The sequence below is a fragment of the Pseudarthrobacter sp. C1 genome, assembly GCF_034720455.1.
Taxonomy (GTDB): domain Bacteria; phylum Actinomycetota; class Actinomycetes; order Actinomycetales; family Micrococcaceae; genus Arthrobacter.
This window is the reverse complement of record NZ_JAYESK010000002.1, coordinates 14,502-29,487: the sequence shown is the minus strand read 5'-3', so window position 1 is coordinate 29,487 and position 14,986 is coordinate 14,502. Positions and strand designations below refer to the sequence as shown.

The window sequence follows — 14,986 nt, the reverse complement described above, 5'->3', positions numbered from 1 at the left end:
CCCGGAGGACTCAGGGCCGGGCTGTCCGCAGGGTTTCCCGGGTGGCGGCCCAGGCCACCGCGGCCACGAGCATGATGCCGCCGGTCACCCCGAAAGCCCAGCCGTAGCCCAGCCGGTCGGCCAGCACACCTGCCAGGACGGGCCCAACAATCGCGCCGACGTCGGACGTCATCTGATATACGGCCAGGACCTTGCCCCCGGACCGGCCGTTGCCGATCACGTCCGCGACGGCGGCCTGCTGGGCCGGGCCGAAGAGGCCGGAGCCGGCCCCGGCCAGGGCCGATGCCGCAAGGAACCAGCCCAGCCCGGACGTAAAACCGATGGCAGCGGTCGCGGCCCCGGCAACAATCAGTCCGGCAATCATCATGGGTTTGCGGCCCAGGGTGTCAGCCAGCCGGCCCGAGAAGGTAAGGGCTGCGGCGTTCCCGGCGGCAAAGACTGCCAGTGCAAACCCGGCCGCCTCGGGTCCGGCTCCGAGGGCCGCCACCGCGAAGAGCGGAACAGTGGCCATCCGGACCCCAAAAGTCGCCCAGCCGTTCACGAAGCTGGACAGCACGGCGGTCCGGTAGGTGCCCATGGCAAGCGCTTCGCCCAGGGGCATGTCCGGTGCGCGGTCCTGCCCGTCCCCGCCGCCCCGGCGCTGGTGGCTGAGCTGTGTCTGGACCACGACGGCGGCCATCACCAGGGCGGCCGCGTACGCCAGGAAGGGAACGCGCAGGCCGAAGCCGGCCAGCAGGCCGCCGACGATCGGGCCGCACACATTTCCGATGAGGAAGGCGGACGCGTAGGCGCCGGAAACGCGGCCCCTGCTCTCCGGCGGCGCAAGCCGCACCACCAGCGCCATCGAAGCGACCGTGAACATTACCGATCCGGCCCCGCCAAGCCCGCGGAAGAGCAGGAGCTGCCAATAGTCCTGGGCGAACGCGCAGGCAGCGGTGGAGGCGGCGACGATCAGCAGGCCCATGACGTAGACGGGCCGTTCGCCGATCCGGCCGATGAGGGCACCGCCGGCGGGCGCGAAGACCAGCCGCATGAACGCGAAGATCGCCACGATCACCGAAGCTTCGGTATTTCCCACGCCGAAGGTTGTGGCGAACTGTGGCAACACGGGCGCAACAAGACCGAATCCAAGGGCAATAAGGAAGGCCGCGGCCAGCATCACCTTGATGTCGCGCGGCAGCTTTTGCCTGCCGGGACGCAGCAGGGAAAAAATCCGCGCTGTGGCGCGGCTCACGCGGGGTTCTGCCGTCATGGTCGAGGGGTCCTTGCGTACTTGTCCGAGGGGCGTCGGCGGGAGAGGTGAAACATAACCGTAACAAGCCAGATATGCACCATTTACTTCCTAGAGGTTGTTGTAACAGCCCCGCAATAAAAAACCTCCGCGGCCGAAACACAGCGCCGACACACTCGTTACAGGACGCAAAAAGGCGTTGGCAGGCGGATCATCTCCGCAATTTCGACCAAATCGATAAGAGAGGCGTGCACCATGGAACTTACCGCAGGTCACGTATGGATCATGGTGTCGGCGGCGCTTGTGCTGTTCATGACACCGGGTCTGGCATTTTTCTACGGCGGCATGACCCGGGCCAAGGCCGCGCTGAACATGATGATGATGAGCTTCATCTCCATCGGCATGGTTGGCGTTGTCTGGGTCCTCTGGGGCGCCTCCATGAGCTCCGGCGAGGGCTTCTTCCAGATTGTGGGCAACCCGTTTGCCACGTTCGGCCTTGAGGGCATCGACACCCCGGACGGACTGATCAAGGTCGGCTACGCCGCCACCTTCGCCATCATCACCGTCGCACTCATCAGCGGCGCCATCGCTGACCGCGCCAAGTTCGGCGCCTGGTCTGTCTTCGTGCCCGTCTGGGTCACGCTTGTCTACTGCCCGCTGGCCTACATGGTGTGGGGCGGCGGACTGTTCGGTCCTGAAGGTGCAGTGGGCCAGGCCCTCGGCCCGGCCATCGACTTCGCCGGCGGCACCGTGGTCCACATCAACGCGGGTGTTGCAGCCCTGGTCCTGGTCCTCATCATCGGCAACCGCAAGGGGTTCGGCAAGGACCCGAACCACCGCCCGCACAACATCCCGTTCGTTATGCTCGGCGCAGCCATCCTCTGGTTCGGCTGGTTCGGCTTCAACGGCGGTGCCGCCACCACCGCTGAGCAGGGCGGCCTCATCTGGGTGAACACCCTTGCCGCCCCGGCCGCCGCGATGCTCGGCTGGCTGGTCACCGAGCGCATCCGCGACGGCCACCCCACCTCCCTGGGTGCCGCCTCCGGTGTTGTTGCCGGCCTCGTCGCCATCACCCCGGCCTGCGCCAACGTGAGCCCCGTCGGTGCCCTCGGCCTCGGCATCGTGGCCGGCGTGGCTTCCGCCCTCGCGGTGGGACTGAAGTTCCGCTGGGGCTTCGATGACTCACTGGACGTTGTCGGTGTCCACCTTGTCTCCGGCATCATCGGCACCGTGGCCCTGGGCTTCATTGCACTGCCCACCGACGGCGTGGGCGGCGGCCTGTTCTACGGCGGCGGCATGACCCAGATGTGGGCGCAGCTCGCAGCGGCCGGCATCGCCATCGCCTACTCCGCCATCCTGACGGCGATCATCGCCCTGGCCATCCACAAGACCATGGGCTTCCGTGTCTCGCAGGAACAGGAAACGGTGGGCGTGGACCTCAGCCTGCACGCTGAGACCGCCTACGAGTTCGGCGTCGGGGGACACGGCGGAAGCTTCCAGCCCCTGCACGACATGATCACCGGCAAGACCCAGTCGGACGCGGCACAGACTTCAGGCGCCGTGAAGACCGAATCAGCAACAGGTAAGGAAAGCGTGGGGGCATGAAACTGATTACTGCGATCGTCCGGCCGGAAAAGCTCGAGGCCATCCGTGAGGGGCTGGAGGCCTACGGCGTACAGGGCCTGACGGTCAGCGCGGCGAGCGGCTACGGCCGGCAGCGCGGCTACACCGAGGTCTACCGCGGCGCGGAGTACAACGTGGACCTGCTGCCCAAAATCCGGGTGGAGGTCCTCGCCACGGACGAGCAGGCAGACGACATCCTGGATGTCATCATCGCCAGCTCAAACACCGGCCGGGCCGGCGACGGCAAGGTCTGGACCGTGGATGTCTCGGAGGCGGTGCGGGTCCGCACCGGTGAACGGGGCGTTGCGGCAATCTAGGCCGGCAAAGCACTAACTAAAAGACGGAGCGGGCAGGAAAACCGGAAGGTGTTCCTGCCCGCTCCGCTGTGCTGTCCGATACCCCGCCGCCAGCGTGGATGCAGCTGCGGCGGAAGCTGGCCTTAGTCTCCCGGCACCGTGCCCGGCCAGCCCGCGGGGCCGGCCGATCCGGCGTCGTACTCTTCCAACGGGACAGAATCCTGCTGCCAGGCCTTGAGCACAGGCTCAACAATGCGCCAGCATTCTTCCGCGGTGTCGCCGCGGACGGAAAGCAACGGGTCGCCCGCGAGGACGCCTTCCAGGACTTCACCGTAGGGGAGGAGGTCCGAAGCGCTCAGTTCCGCGCCGAGGGTGATGCGGCCCAGGCTGAAGATGTTGCCGGGACCATTGACATCGACGTCGAACGCCAGGGTGTCCGGCCCGAAGCCGATCCTTAGCTTGTTCGGCCTGTCAACGCCGGTAAAGCCCCGGGGAAGGTGGGGCACCGGGCGGAACGTGACCACGGCTTCCTTGCGCTTAACGCCCAGCGCCTTGCCGGAACGGAGGATGAAGGGGACGCCCTTCCAGCGCCAGTTGTCGATGTTCACCTGGATCTCGGCCAGGGTCTCGGTGCCGCGTGCCGCGTCCACACCGTCCTCCCGCGCGTAGTCCGGGACCTCCTTCCCCGCCAGTTCACCCGCCGTGTAGCGCGCCCTGCGGCTGGAACCGGCGTAGGGCTCCGGGACGCTGCTCGCGCGCAGGACCGTGGAAATGGCGTCGCGCAGGTCCCGTTCGCCGATGGTGGCCGGCGGTTCGATGGCCATCAGCGCCATGATCTGCAGGAGGTGGCTCTGGATCATGTCCCGGAGCGCGCCGGCGCCGTCGTAATAACGGGCGCGTCCCTCCAGCGCGAGGTCCTCGTCAAAGATGATTTCCACTTTTTCCACGTGGTGGCGATCCCAGACGGGTTCCAGGAAGTTGTTGGCGAACCGCAGGCCCAGGATGTTCAGCACGGTGGCCTTGCCCAGGAAATGGTCCACCCGGTGGATGTGGTCTTCCGGAACCAGCCGGACCAGTGTCTGGTTGAGCGACCGGGCAGACTCCTCGCTGGAGCCGAAGGGTTTTTCCATCACCAACCGCGTGCCGGCCGGAACCTGGTCGGGCCTGAGCGCTTCACAGGCGAGCTGGCTGATCTTGGGCGGGAGGGCGAAATAGACGGCCGTTGGGCCGTCCAGCGCGGCAAGGAGCGAGGCCAGGGCGCCGTCGGCGGTGACATCCAGCTGGTGGTAGACGGTCTCCTTTTCAAGGGACTGCAGGGCGTCCTTTCCCTCGGGACCTGCGGGCCCGGCTGCTGCTTCGAAGGAGGTGTGAACCCTTTCCCGCCACTGTTCCGGGGTCCAGGGATCTGACCCGGCACCGACGAGCCGGAGATCCGTGGCGTGGCCCTTTGCCACCAGGCGCGCCAGGCCCGGCAGGAGCAGCCGGCCCGTTAGGTCCCCGGAAGCGCCGAGGATGAGGAGGGTTTTCACAGATGCTTGGCTCGTCATTTTGCCAGCATGCCACCTTGGGGGTCCGACTTGGTACCCTAGATAGTCGAGTCCCGATCATCCACAGCCTTTGATTATTCATAGCCTTTGATCATCCACAGAAAGAAGTGCACGTCGCGTGTTCAATTCACTCTCTGACCGGTTGACAGCAACCTTTAAGAATCTGCGGGGTAAAGGCAGGCTCTCCGAGGCCGACGTCGATGCCACAGTCCGCGAGATCCGCCGTGCCCTCCTGGATGCCGACGTTGCCGTTCCAGTTGTCCGTGAATTCACCGGCCGGGTACGGGAACGCGCCATGGGTTCCGAGGTGTCCGGTGCGCTGAACCCGAGCCAGCAGATCGTCAAGATCGTCAACGAAGAACTGGTGGAGATCCTCGGCGGTGAAACCCGCCGGATCCGCCTCGCCAAGAACGGCCCCACCATCATCATGCTGGCCGGCCTCCAGGGTGCCGGTAAGACCACCCTCGCCGGCAAGCTGTCCAAGTGGCTGAAGGCCCAGGGCCACAGCCCCATGCTGGTGGCATGCGACCTGCAGCGCCCCAACGCGGTCACCCAGCTCCAGGTGGTGGGCCAGCGCGCCAAGGTGCCGGTGTTCGCGCCGCACCCGGGAGCCACGTCCTCCGAACTCGAGCACCCTGCCGGCGACCCCGTGGCCGTTGCCCGCGCCGGTGTGGAGGAAGCCCGCCAGAAGCTGCACGACGTCGTCATCGTGGACACCGCCGGCCGGCTCGGTGTCGACGCCGACATGATGGAGCAGGCGCGCCAGATCCGCCGCGCCATCGTGCCCAACGAAGTCCTCTTCGTCATCGACTCCATGATCGGCCAGGACGCCGTGAACACGGCGCTCGCCTTCGATGAGGGCGTCAACTTCACAGGCATCGTGCTCTCCAAGCTCGACGGCGACGCCCGCGGCGGTGCCGCGCTCTCGGTGGCGTCCGTCACCGGCAAACCCGTCATGTTCGCCTCCACCGGCGAAGGCCTTGACGACTTCGAGCTGTTCCACCCGGACCGGATGGCGTCGCGCATCCTGGACATGGGTGACGTCCTGACGCTGATTGAGCAGGCGGAGAAATCCTGGGACAAGGACGAAGCCGCCCGGATGGCGAAGAAATTCGCCGACCAGGAAGACTTCACCCTTGAGGACTTCCTGGCCCAGATGCAGCAGATCCGCAACATGGGCTCGATGAAGAAAATGCTCATGATGATGCCGGGTGCGCAGAACATCCGCCAGCAGCTGGAGCAGTTCGACGAACGCGAGATCGACCGCGTCGAGGCCATCGTCCGGTCCATGACCCCGCACGAGCGTGTTGCGCCCAAGATCATCAACGGCTCCCGCCGCGCCCGTATTGCCCGCGGCTCCGGCGTCCACGTCTCCGAGGTCAACGGCCTCCTGGAGCGCTTCGCCCAGGCCCAGAAGATGATGAAGAAGATGGCCCAGGGCGGCATGCCGGGCATGCCCGGGATGCCAGGCATGCCGGGTGCCGGCGGCGGGGCGCGGAAGAACGCCAAGAACGCCCCCAAGAAGAAGGCGAAGTCAGGCAACCCCGCCAAGGCTGCCCAGGAGCGGAAGGACGCCGAGGCCCGCCGGGCCAACGCGGCCAAGGCTCTGCCGACCGGCGCCGCCTTCGGCCAGCAGACGGGCGACTTCGATCCGTCCCAGCTGAACCTGCCCAAGGGCTTCGACAAGTTCCTCGGCAAGTAAGCACGCCTGGCCCAACTAAGTAGCGCCAAGTGTCGTTTTGACGGTTCATAACGACACTTGGCGCTACTTAGTTGGGATGTCGGGGCTGTGGATTAGGGTTGGGTCATGTTCAAGCAGAGGGTAGTGTTCGTGCACGGCGCGGGCAGCTTCGGCGCCGCGGCCTGGCCCCGCCAGCATGGCCTGGCACTGTCCTATGACGCACTGTTCCTGCGCCGCCACGGCTACGATCCCGTGGCAGAGCCGGTGGAATCATCCTTCGAAGAGGACGCGGGGATCCTGCTGCGGTCACTGGCCGACGACGGCAGGGGCGCCGTCGGCGGGCACGTCGTGGCACATGCCCAAGGCGCCGTCGCAGCGATGATGGCCGCCGTCGAACGCCCCGACCTTGTCTACTCGCTGACGCTGGTGGAGCCGGCCTGCCTGTCGCTGACCGCGGAACTGCCGGCGACGGCGGCGCACATTGCGCTGATGAAGCCGCTCCTGGACGTCCGGCACCAACTCGGCGACGAGGACTTCCAGCGGGAATTCGTGCGCCGGGTCTACGCCACGGACCTGCAGCACCCGGTCACCGTGGAAGAGAAGCGGTCCGCGCGGCGGCTCCGGCTGCAGGTGCCGTCGTGGGAAGCTCCGCTGCACATCGTGCCGGGCGTGCCTACGCTCGTCCTCACGGGCGGCTGGGAGCCGCTCTACGAAGAGATCGCGGGCTACCTCCGGGAGACCGGCGCCCTCCACCGCACTGCGGCGGGAGGGCACCGGCCCCAGGATTCAGTAGAGGGGGACCGCATCATCCGCTCGTTCATCGGCGATGCCAGCCGGGTCCGGGCACGCGCCTCCTGACGCCCTAGCTTCCGGCGGCAACACGGGGCTCCGGCAGGTACACCTTGCCGCCGGCCGCCCGGAATTCCTCGCTTTTCCCCTTCATCCCCGCGGCCGCCGCCAGGGCCGCCTGCGACTCCGCCGAGCCAAATTCGTCCCGGATGTCCTGGCTGATCCTCATGGAGCAGAACTTGGGACCGCACATGGAACAGAAGTGCGCGGTCTTGGCAGGTTCTGCGGGCAGGGTCTCATCATGGAAGGCTTCCGCCGTGACCGGGTCCAGGGACAGCGCGAACTGGTCGCGCCAGCGGAATTCGAAGCGTGCCTTGGACAGCGCATCATCGCGCTCGTGCGCCCCCGGGTGGCCCTTGGCAAGGTCTGCCGCGTGTGCGGCGATCTTGTAGGTGATCACCCCGGTCTTGACGTCGTCCTTGTTGGGCAGCCCCAGGTGTTCCTTCGGGGTGACATAGCAGAGCATGGCAGTGCCGTAACGTGCGATCTCCGTGGCACCGATGGCCGAGGTGATGTGGTCGTAGCCCGGTGCAACGTCGGTAACCAGGGGCCCGAGTGTGTAGAACGGCGCACCCTTGCACAGCTCCTGCTGGCGCTCTACGTTCTCGCGGACCAGGTGGAACGGGATGTGCCCCGGACCTTCCACCATCACCTGCACGTCGAATTCCCAGGCGCGCGCCGTCAGCTCAGCCAGTGTGTCCAGTTCGGCGAACTGGGCAGCGTCGTTGGCATCCGCCGTCGCCCCTGGCCGCAGCCCGTCACCCAGGGAGAAGGCGACGTCGTACTTCGCGAAGATTTCGCACAGCTCATCGAAGTGCGTGTAGAGGAAGTTCTCCTGGTGGTGGGCCAGGCACCAGCCTGCCATGATCGAACCGCCGCGGGATACGATGCCTGTCACCCGGTTGGCTGTCAGGGGCACGTAACGCAGCAGGACGCCGGCGTGGATGGTCATGTAGTCCACACCCTGCTCGCACTGTTCAATGACGGTGTCGCGGAAGATCTCCCAGGTAAGGGCATTGGCTTCCCCGTTGACCTTCTCGAGGGCCTGGTAGATGGGGACGGTGCCGATGGGGACGGGGGAGTTGCGGAGGATCCATTCGCGGGTGGTGTGGATGTCATCGCCGGTGGAAAGGTCCATGACGGTGTCGGCGCCCCACTGCGTTGCCCACTGCAGTTTGTCCACCTCCTCCGCGATGGAACTGGTAACGGCCGAGTTGCCGATGTTGGCGTTGATTTTCACCAGGAAGGCCTTGCCGATAATCATCGGCTCGGACTCGGGGTGGTTGATGTTGCTGGGGATGATGGCGCGGCCCGCGGCCAGCTCGCTGCGGACCAGTTCAACATCGCAGTTCTCGCGCAGCGCCACAAAGCGCATCTCCGGGGTGATCACGCCCTGCCGCGCGTAGTGCATCTGCGTCACGGTCCTGCCGTCGACGGCGCGGCGGGGCACCGGGCGCGCTCCCTTCCACTCGGCGCTGGCGGCGCCGCGGCGGACAGCCGAGCGGCCGTCGTCGAGCAGGTTCCGTTCCCTGCCGCTGTACGCCTCGGTGTCTCCGCGTGCTTCGATCCAGTCCGTCCGGAAGGGAGGGAGGCCGATGACGGGGTCGCTGCCAGGTCCTGCCGTCCGGTAGGTCCGGAACGGCCTGTTCGGCGTCCCGTTCGGGGAAGGTTCCAGCGCAATCTCCGTCACCGGGACCCTGATCCCCGTGCCGGCATCCTCAAGGTAGGCCAGTGAATGGGATTTCAGGGACTGGGTCACCGTTGGCTGGTTGCCGGCTGCTCCCATGGCCGGACGGTCTTGGGCAGGGTTCAGCTGTGCATTTTGTGTACTCAAGGAATACTCACTTCCTTCGCCGGCATTACCCGGACAGGTTCAACGGTCGCAGGCTGCGTCAGCCCGATCTCAGCCCCTGCAGGGGCACCCGTGTGGTCAAGATGTAAGCTACCACACGCCCCCGGAAGGGCGGTGTCACATTTGCGGGTGCTAGCCTGACCGGGCATCGAAAGGAAGCCCGATGGCAGACATCATTCACTTTCGCGGACCCGTCCTGACCGCACCGGACCGGGTACGCCATGGACTCTGGTCGGTGGACGGCAGCCTCACGTTCAGCCGGCCAACTGCCCTTCCGGCGCGGGAGCTCGACGGCTGGGTGCTGCCGGGATTCGCTGACGCCCACTGCCACATCGGACTGGGCCCCGCCGGCCCGGTCGAACCCGCCCTTGCACGGGAACAGGCGCTGGCTGACCTCAACGCCGGAACCCTGCTGGTCCGCGACGCCGGCTCACCTGCCGATACCCGCTGGATGCAGGGCGGCCGGGACTTTCCGGTGCTGATCCGTGCAGGACGGCATGTGGCCCGCACGCGCCGCTACCTGCGCGGCTTTGCGGCGGAGGTCGAACCCGACGGGCTCGTGGAGGCCGTGCGGAAGCAAGCACGCGACGGCGACGGCTGGGTCAAACTGGTGGGCGACTGGATCGACCGGAGCGCCGGCGACCTCGCGCCCTCCTTTCCTGCCGCCGTCGTCCGTGACGCTGTCCAGGCTGCCCATGATGAAGGTGCCCGGGTCACGGCGCATTGCTTCGCCGAGGACACCCTGGACCAGATGCTGGACGCCGGCATTGACTGCATTGAGCACGCCACGGGGCTGCTGCCCCGCCACCTGCCCCGGTTCGTGGAGCAGGGCGTGCCGATCGTGCCCACGCTCATCAACATCGCTACCTTTCCTGACATAGCGGAGCAGGCAGACGCCAAGTTTCCGCGCTACGCCGCCCACATGCGTGCCCTGTGGGAACGCAGGCTGGAACGGGTGGCGGAGGCCCATTCCGCCGGCGTACGCATCTTTGCCGGGACGGACGCAGGCAGCGTGGTCCGCCACGGGAGGATCGCAGATGAGATCCTCGCCCTGCACGGGGCCGGCCTGCCCATGCCTGCGGCCCTGGATGCCGCCTGCTGGGCAGCCCGCACGTGGCTGGGAGCGGACAACCTGGAGGAAGGCGCGCGGGCCGACGTCGTGGTGTGCCGCGAAGACCCGCGGACCACCCCGGAAACGATCAGGGCGCTGGAACACGTGGTGCTGGGCGGCCGCATCATCCGCTGAGTTATTTGAGGCCGCCACTTGGAATAAATTGAAGCTTCAAGTAATTTTAATATGTGACAGGCCGCCGACGGGACGGCCTCCAATACAAGGAGCCTTCAAATGACCGACGCAGCCGCCCGCCAGGATCTCCTTCCTGCCGACCTCGCCATGGGCACCGTGATGCTCAAGGTGGGCGACATGAAGGTCATGACCGATTACTACCAGCGGGCCCTCGGCCTGGAGGTCGTCGCGGAGCAGGACGGCGGGCTCTACCTCGGCCGGCTGCAGAAACCGCTGGTGCACCTGGCTCCCGCTCCGGGCCTGACGCTTCCGGGCCGGGGAGAGGCCGGCCTCTTCCACACCGCGCTCCTGTTCGAGAACCAGGCAGACCTGGCCGCGACCATCGCCACGGCCGCGCAGTTTGAACCCCGTTCCTTCACCGGCAGCGCAGACCACCTTGTCAGCGAGGCCTTCTACTTCACCGACCCCGAAGGCAACGGGATCGAACTCTACTGGGACCGGCCGCGCAGCAGTTGGTCCTGGAACGGCACTGACGTGGTGATGGACAGCCTGGCCCTTCCGCCGCAGCGCTATTTGGAGCAGCACCTCACTGAGGAGTCCCTGGAACGCCAGCGGGGAACCGTTGCGGGCGTGGGCCATGTGCACCTCCAGGTGGGCGACGTCCAGACCGCCCGCGACTTCTACGTGGGGACCCTCGGCTTCGAAAAGACCGCAGGCTGGCACGGCCAGGCCCTGTTCGTCTCGGCGGGCCGCTACCACCACCACATGGCAATGAACGTATGGAACAGCCGCGGCGCGGGGCCGCGCAAGGACACCCTCGGCCTGGGTGAGGTCCTCATCGAAGTGCCGTCGGGGGACGACGTCGGCGCCCTCGCCGACCGCCTCAAGGTTGCCGGTGTTGCCGCCCACCACACCGGAGCCGAACTCCGGTTCGAGGATCCGTGGCGCAACAGGATCCGGGTGGCAGTCCGCTGACCGGCGCCCCCCGGGCAAAGGTTGCGAACCCTGCGGTGGTTGGGCCGCCGACCGGCGTTGCCGGAAAACTCCGGCGGTCCCTGTACTAGGCTGAAACCGAACTGCCGGGCAGCGCGCGCTGCATCCCGGCGGGCCGCACCGTCAACGGAATGAGGGCACTTCCCATGGGCTTCACCGAAATCTTTGTTGCCACCCACGACGCCGCACTGAAGCGCGGCGGCATCCTGGACAAGGGCGGCAGCGCCCCTGCCGGCGACGCGGTCCGGATCCCGGGAATCAGCGACTTTGAAGTGGAACAGCTGGGCGACCTGGCCGGCACCGCCGTCCATGCCGGCGGGGCAGACTATGAGCTGACCATGGTGGACGTGGCGAGCGATTCGCTCCTTGCGGTTCCGCCCGCGATGGTGCGTGCCCTGGCCGACCTGCTCTCCTATGAAACCGAAGGGGAGGGCGACGTCCTCGACGACGTCGCTGAGCAGTGGGCGGCGCAGGATGACATGCCCTTCGATGCCGCCCAGGCGCGCACCTACGTGCGGCAGCTCGCTGAAATGGCCAGCGGAATCGCCGACTCGGAGCGCGCCGGCCTCTACGTCTGGTCCGCCTGAGCCGTTCCTGCCCCGTCTGTCCGGGCGCGGCGGGGCCGCGCCAGGACGTGTCAAGTCGAAATCCGAACGCTGATCTGGCACAATAAACAGGTACTCGATCTGCGTGGCCCCTCTCTCCGCGTCAGGATCCTGTCCTTCGAGCCCGCAAGTATGGCCCGCCCCACGGGTGCAGAAAGCCGGGTTCACCCCCTTTTCTGAAACAGGAGTGACCACAACAGTGGCCGTAAAGATTCGCCTTAAGCGCTTTGGCAAGATGCGCGCACCGTACTACCGCATCGTCGTCGCGGACTCACGCACCAAGCGTGACGGCCGTGCCATCGAAGAAATCGGCAAGTACCACCCCACCGAAGAGCCCTCATTCATCGAGGTCAACTCCGAGCGTGCGCAGTACTGGCTGTCCGTCGGCGCCCAGCCGTCCGAGCAGGTTGCCGCGATCCTCAAGATCACCGGTGACTGGCAGAAGTTCAAGGGCCTGCCGGGCCAGGAAGGCACCCTGAAGACCAAGTCTGAGAAGGCTGCCTTCGTTGCCCCGGAAAAGGGTTCCGTGATCATCCCGGAAGCCATCACCAAGAAGGCATCCAAGTCTGATGCAGCCGAAGCACCCGCCGAGGCCGAAGCAGAGACCACCGAGGCTGAGTAGATTGCTGGCAGAAGCGCTGGAACACCTGGTCCGCGGAATCGTTGATTCCCCGGATGACGTCAAGGTCAGCTCCAAGAACAACCGCCGCGGGGACACCCTCGAAGTGCGTGTTCACCAGGACGACCTCGGACGGGTGATCGGCCGCCAGGGCCGCACGGCGCGTGCACTGCGCACCGTGGTGGCAGCCCTGGCCGGCGGGGAGCCGGTGCGGGTCGACGTCGTCGACACCGACCGCCGCCGCTGAGCGCTCGGCAATATCAGTTTTAGCTCCGGCCCCTCCACCAACGCGGTGGAGGGGCCGGAGTGCTTTCACCAGAACACCGTGGATAAACCACAACCCGAACAGAGGAACACATGCAGCTTCAGGTGGCACGAATCGGCAAACCCCATGGCATCCGCGGGGAAGTAACGGTCCAGGTCCTGACCGATGCCCCTGGGGACCGGTTTGTCCCGGGCGCCGAGTTCACGGTTGATCCGGCGGCCGTGGGCCCGCTCACCGTGAACAGTGCCCGCTGGAACAAGGACATCCTGCTGCTGGGCTTCGACGGGATCGAAACCCGCAATGAAGCGGAAACCCTCCGCGGTGCCAAGCTCTTCATCGAAACCGAGGAGCTGGAGGAGGACGACGACGAGGGCTGGTACGAGCACGAGCTCGTCGGCCTGGAGGCCCGGGTGGGCTCAACCGTTGTGGGCAAGGTTGCCGCCCTCAACACCGGTACCGCGCAGGACCTGCTGATGGTCACCACTCCGGAAGGCGGCGAGATCCTGGTTCCGTTCGTCGAACAGATTGTTCCGGAAGTCAATATCGAGGAGGGCTACATCCTCCTGACGCCGCCGGAGGGTCTTTTCGAGCTGAACGCGGAGGCCGAAGCAGCCCCTTCGGAGCCGGAAGGCAAAGCGTAGATGCGGATCGACGTCGTCAGCATCTTCCCGGAGTACCTGGCACCGCTGGAACTGTCGCTGATCGGCAAGGCCAGGCAGGACGGGATCCTGGACCTGCGTGTCCACGATCTCCGCTCCTTCACCACGGACCGGCACCGGACGGTGGATGACACCCCCTACGGCGGTGGCGCCGGCATGGTCATGAAGCCCGAACCGTGGGCGCAGGCCCTGGCCTCGATTGCCGAAGACCGCCCGGAAGGGGCGGCCCGGCCGGTATTGATAGTTCCCTCGCCCGCCGGGGAGCGCTTCACCCAGGCGCTGGCCTATGAACTGGCGGAACAGGAGCACCTGGCGTTCGCCTGCGGACGCTACGAGGGCATTGACGAACGCGTCATCGAGTGGTCCAGGGAGCATTTCGACGTCCGTCCCGTCAGCCTGGGGGACTACGTCCTGAACGGCGGCGAGGTGGCAGTCCTGGCCATGGTGGAGGCCATCGGCCGCCTCCTGCCGGGCGTGGTGGGCAATCCCGAGTCCCTTGTGGAGGAATCCCACTCCGACGGGCTCCTGGAGTATCCCGTCTATACGAAACCGTCCGTGTGGCGTGACCGTGAAGTGCCGGCCGTCCTGTTGAGCGGCAACCACGGCAAGATCGCGCAGTGGCGCCGGCACGAACAGTTCCGCCGGACGGCGGAGCGCCGGCCGGACCTCCTTGAAACGTTCGACGCCGGAAAGCTGCCGCGCGCGGACCGCGCCGAACTGCAGGAGCTGGGGTACGACGTCGTCGACGGGCGCCTGCGCCGCCGCCCCGGTGCTGAAGGCGCCCAGGCGGACTCATCCAGGTCCTAGGGCGGGCGGCGGGGCAGCCATTTTTCGGCGGCGGCCCCGGGGATTGGCTGTAGCCTCCGCAATGTGGCAAAATTAGTCCTTGTGTCTGCTGGGTCCGCACCTGCCACAGGGGGAGCGCAACCAACAGCCAAGACAACCGGCCCCGTCAACCAGTGAAGCGGCCGGACCACTTAACTTTCGGCAGCAATCTCCGGGTACGCCACCAGCGTCCGGGCTTGCCTGCCGTGACCCAAAGTGAATGACCTGTGGCGTTCACCAGGAGTGCACATTATGCATATTCTCGATTCCGTCGATGCAGCCTCGCTGCGTACCGATGTTCCCGCGTTCCGCGCCGGTGACACCCTCAAGGTTCACGTGAACATCATCGAAGGCAAGAACACCCGTGTCCAGGTATTCCAGGGCTTCGTCCTGGGCCGCCAGGGCGAAGGCGTCCGCGAAACCTTCACCGTCCGCAAGGTGTCCTTCGGTGTCGGCGTGGAGCGTACCTTCCCGGTTCACTCCCCGATCATCGAAAAGATCGAGGTCGTCACCAAGGGTGACGTCCGCCGCGCGAAGCTTTACTACATGCGTGCACTGCGCGGTAAGGCTGCGAAGATCAAGGAAAAGCGCGACTTCAGCACCGCCAAGTAAGTCCCTTCGGACCTACAGAGGCTGGGCCACAGCCGTATCCGGCCAGCGCCGGAGCCATCCAGCACCAGCGCCCAGGATACGGA

The 14,986-nt window shown here is 66.4% G+C and carries 15 protein-coding genes and 1 riboswitch; of the genes, 12 read left to right on the top strand and 3 right to left on the bottom strand.

Going from position 1 to position 14,986, the window contains the following annotated elements; all coding sequences use genetic code 11:
• Positions 1-10: 10 nt before the first annotated feature.
• A complete protein-coding gene (locus U7114_RS02825) occupies positions 11-1,252 on the bottom strand; it encodes an MFS transporter (protein ID WP_157241904.1) in 1,242 nt (413 codons plus the stop codon).
• A gap of 234 nt (positions 1,253-1,486) precedes the next feature.
• Here U7114_RS02825 and U7114_RS02820 point away from each other — a divergent pair, with 234 nt between their 5' ends.
• Both U7114_RS02820 and U7114_RS02815 read left to right on the top strand, forming a co-directional pair.
• Positions 1,487-2,836 (top strand): ammonium transporter, encoded by a 1,350-nt coding sequence (locus U7114_RS02820; protein ID WP_323056506.1) that lies wholly within the window; start codon positions 1,487-1,489, stop codon positions 2,834-2,836.
• Positions 2,833-3,171, top strand: coding sequence for a P-II family nitrogen regulator (locus U7114_RS02815; RefSeq protein WP_013601408.1), 339 nt, complete (start codon positions 2,833-2,835; stop codon positions 3,169-3,171). The genes U7114_RS02820 and U7114_RS02815 overlap by 4 nt, the downstream gene beginning before the upstream one ends.
• 122 nt (positions 3,172-3,293) lie before the next feature.
• On the opposite strand, the gene U7114_RS02810 is transcribed toward U7114_RS02815, so the two are convergent.
• Complete coding sequence (locus U7114_RS02810; RefSeq protein ID WP_323056505.1) at positions 3,294-4,697, bottom strand: glucose-6-phosphate dehydrogenase; 1,404 nt, start codon at positions 4,695-4,697, stop codon at positions 3,294-3,296.
• 118 nt (positions 4,698-4,815) lie between these two features.
• On the opposite strand from U7114_RS02810, the gene ffh reads away from it, so the two are divergent.
• A complete protein-coding gene (gene ffh, locus U7114_RS02805; RefSeq protein WP_323056504.1) occupies positions 4,816-6,399 on the top strand; it encodes a signal recognition particle protein in 1,584 nt (527 codons plus the stop codon).
• A gap of 105 nt (positions 6,400-6,504) precedes the next feature.
• Positions 6,505-7,236, top strand: a complete 732-nt coding sequence (locus U7114_RS02800) for an alpha/beta fold hydrolase (protein ID WP_157241908.1) — start codon at positions 6,505-6,507, stop codon at positions 7,234-7,236.
• 4 nt (positions 7,237-7,240) lie between these two features.
• Here the strand turns inward: U7114_RS02800 and thiC are convergent, their stop codons facing one another.
• Positions 7,241-9,061: a phosphomethylpyrimidine synthase ThiC gene (gene thiC, locus U7114_RS02795; RefSeq protein WP_323056503.1), complete on the bottom strand. Its 1,821-nt coding sequence runs from the start codon at positions 9,059-9,061 to the stop codon at positions 7,241-7,243.
• A riboswitch (TPP riboswitch) is annotated at positions 9,056-9,163 on the bottom strand. Its footprint overlaps the gene before it by 6 nt.
• A 79-nt stretch (positions 9,164-9,242) precedes the next feature.
• On the opposite strand from thiC, the gene U7114_RS02790 reads away from it, so the two are divergent.
• From U7114_RS02790 to rplS, 8 genes are all read left to right on the top strand, one after another.
• Complete coding sequence (locus tag U7114_RS02790) at positions 9,243-10,325, top strand: amidohydrolase family protein (protein ID WP_323056502.1); 1,083 nt, start codon at positions 9,243-9,245, stop codon at positions 10,323-10,325.
• Positions 10,326-10,424: 99 nt separating this feature from the next.
• Positions 10,425-11,300: a VOC family protein gene (locus U7114_RS02785; protein WP_157241911.1), complete on the top strand. Its 876-nt coding sequence runs from the start codon at positions 10,425-10,427 to the stop codon at positions 11,298-11,300.
• A 164-nt stretch (positions 11,301-11,464) separates the two neighbouring features.
• Complete coding sequence (locus tag U7114_RS02780) at positions 11,465-11,905, top strand: hypothetical protein (RefSeq protein WP_321216262.1); 441 nt, start codon at positions 11,465-11,467, stop codon at positions 11,903-11,905.
• A gap of 217 nt (positions 11,906-12,122) precedes the next feature.
• Positions 12,123-12,545: a 30S ribosomal protein S16 gene (gene rpsP, locus U7114_RS02775; RefSeq protein WP_321213791.1), complete on the top strand. Its 423-nt coding sequence runs from the start codon at positions 12,123-12,125 to the stop codon at positions 12,543-12,545.
• 1 nt (position 12,546) lies between these two features.
• Positions 12,547-12,789 (top strand): RNA-binding protein, encoded by a 243-nt coding sequence (locus U7114_RS02770; protein WP_018759999.1) that lies wholly within the window; start codon positions 12,547-12,549, stop codon positions 12,787-12,789.
• Between the two features lie 110 nt (positions 12,790-12,899).
• Complete coding sequence (rimM, locus tag U7114_RS02765; RefSeq protein ID WP_323056501.1) at positions 12,900-13,448, top strand: ribosome maturation factor RimM; 549 nt, start codon at positions 12,900-12,902, stop codon at positions 13,446-13,448.
• Positions 13,449-14,273: a tRNA (guanosine(37)-N1)-methyltransferase TrmD gene (gene trmD / locus U7114_RS02760; RefSeq protein WP_157241914.1), complete on the top strand. Its 825-nt coding sequence runs from the start codon at positions 13,449-13,451 to the stop codon at positions 14,271-14,273.
• 270 nt (positions 14,274-14,543) lie between these two features.
• Positions 14,544-14,903 (top strand): 50S ribosomal protein L19, encoded by a 360-nt coding sequence (gene rplS / locus U7114_RS02755; RefSeq protein ID WP_050054723.1) that lies wholly within the window; start codon positions 14,544-14,546, stop codon positions 14,901-14,903.
• Positions 14,904-14,986 lie beyond the last annotated feature (83 nt).

Excerpts from the sequence above, each read along its gene's own strand:
- U7114_RS02825 (WP_157241904.1), bottom strand. The coding sequence starts at position 1,252 with ATGACGGCAGAACCCCGCGTGAGCCGCGCCACAGCGCGGATTTTTTCC.
- U7114_RS02820 (WP_323056506.1), top strand. The coding sequence starts at position 1,487 with ATGGAACTTACCGCAGGTCACGTATGGATCATGGTGTCGGCGGCGCTT.
- U7114_RS02815 (WP_013601408.1), top strand. The coding sequence starts at position 2,833 with ATGAAACTGATTACTGCGATCGTCCGGCCGGAAAAGCTCGAGGCCATC.
- U7114_RS02810 (WP_323056505.1), bottom strand. The coding sequence starts at position 4,697 with ATGACGAGCCAAGCATCTGTGAAAACCCTCCTCATCCTCGGCGCTTCC.
- U7114_RS02800 (WP_157241908.1), top strand. The coding sequence starts at position 6,505 with ATGTTCAAGCAGAGGGTAGTGTTCGTGCACGGCGCGGGCAGCTTCGGC.
- U7114_RS02790 (WP_323056502.1), top strand. The coding sequence starts at position 9,243 with ATGGCAGACATCATTCACTTTCGCGGACCCGTCCTGACCGCACCGGAC.
- U7114_RS02785 (WP_157241911.1), top strand. The coding sequence starts at position 10,425 with ATGACCGACGCAGCCGCCCGCCAGGATCTCCTTCCTGCCGACCTCGCC.
- U7114_RS02780 (WP_321216262.1), top strand. The coding sequence starts at position 11,465 with ATGGGCTTCACCGAAATCTTTGTTGCCACCCACGACGCCGCACTGAAG.
- rimM (WP_323056501.1), top strand. The coding sequence starts at position 12,900 with ATGCAGCTTCAGGTGGCACGAATCGGCAAACCCCATGGCATCCGCGGG.
- trmD (WP_157241914.1), top strand. The coding sequence starts at position 13,449 with ATGCGGATCGACGTCGTCAGCATCTTCCCGGAGTACCTGGCACCGCTG.
- rplS (WP_050054723.1), top strand. The coding sequence starts at position 14,544 with ATGCATATTCTCGATTCCGTCGATGCAGCCTCGCTGCGTACCGATGTT.